This is a genomic window from Lacinutrix sp. MEBiC02595, assembly GCF_053601555.1.
In genome coordinates this window covers 1-1,584 of the sequence record NZ_JBSHNU010000020.1, presented here as the reverse complement: position 1 = coordinate 1,584, position 1,584 = coordinate 1, and the positions used below count along the sequence as shown (strand labels likewise).

The following is a 1,584-nucleotide window of genomic DNA, read 5'->3' as shown; positions in this document are numbered from 1 at the left end:
TTACATTAATATCATCCGCACAAGCTTGAAGTTCTACGATATTATCTGCATTCCAAGTATCTGCTAAAGTTTGGTTATTATCACCATCACATTCTATCGTTTCATCTACTACATTACAAGCAGTAAGATCTGGACCAGTAGCATCTCCGAAGTTCAGCGTTACTGTAATTGTAGATTCATTACCACAATCATCTGCAACGGTATAGGTAACCGGAAGCGAACCACAAGGACCACAAACTACGTTTAAGTTATTGAAGTCGTAATCTGAAGTTACGTTATAAACACCATCTGCATCACAGCTATCTGAACCACAAGATTCAAGTGCAGCAATATTAGCAGTATTCCAAGCATCGGCAATGGTTTCGTTATCATCCGCTGTACAATCTACAGAGGTATCTGTAACTGTAGTACAAACTGTTAAATCTGGACCGATAGAATCGTTAAGCGTAAGAATGGCAACAAGTATAGTTTCGTTATCACAATCATCTGCAACGGTATAGGTAACTGTAATTGTACCACCAAGTCCACAAGTGGAAGCAAGGTTGGCAAAAGCATAATCTGAAGTTACATCGAATACCGCATCTGTATCACAAGAATCCGTACCACAAGATTGAAGCGCTAATATGTTAGTAGCATTCCAATCATTCGCAACCGTTTCGTTATCTGTTCCGTTACATTCTATAGTTTCGTCTATTACAGTACAAGCAGTAAGATCAGGACCGATAGAATCTTCAAGCGTAAGTGTTGCAGTAAGTATGGTTTCATTACCACAATCATCAGCAACTGTATACGTAACTAGAATAGTACCACCAGCGCCACAAGTGGAAGCAAGGTTCGTAAATACATAATCTGAAGTTACATCAAATACTGCATCTGTATCACAGCTATCTGTACCACAAGATTGAAGAGCAAGTATGTTAGCGGCATTCCAATCATTCGCGATCATTTCGTTATCTGTACCGTTACATTCTATAGTTTCGTCTATTACAGTACAAGCCGTTAAGTCAGGACCGATAGAATCTTCAAGCGTAAGCGTTGCAGTAAGTATGGTTTCATTACCACAATCATCAGCAACTGTATAAGTAACTAAGATAGTACCACCAGCTCCACAAGTAGAAGTAAGGTTAGCAAAAGCATAATCAGAAGTTACATCAAATACTGCATCTGTATCACAAGCATCTGTACCACAAGATTGAAGTGCTAATATGTTAGCAGCATTCCAATCATTCGCGATCGTTTCGTTATCTGTTCCGTTACATTCTATAGTTTCGTCTATTACAGTACAAGCCGTTAAGTCAGGACCGATAGAATCTTCAAGCGTAAGCGTTGCAGTAAGTATGGTTTCATTACCACAATCATCAGTAGCCGTATATATTACTTGAATAGTTCCACCAGCACCACAAGTTGTAGCTAGGTTAGTGAAAGCATAATCAGAAGTAATAGTTACATTAATATCATCCGCACAAGCTTGAAGTTCTACGATATTATCTGCATTCCAAGTATCTGCTAAAGTTTGGTTATTATCACCATCACATTCTATCGTTTCATCTACTACATTACAAGCAGTAAGATCTGGACCAGTAG

1 pseudogene is annotated in these 1,584 nt (G+C 38.6%); it reads right to left on the bottom strand.

The window, feature by feature from the left end:
• Nucleotides 1–1,584, bottom strand: a pseudogene (locus ACVCZW_RS00055) (hypothetical protein); the annotation flags it as partial.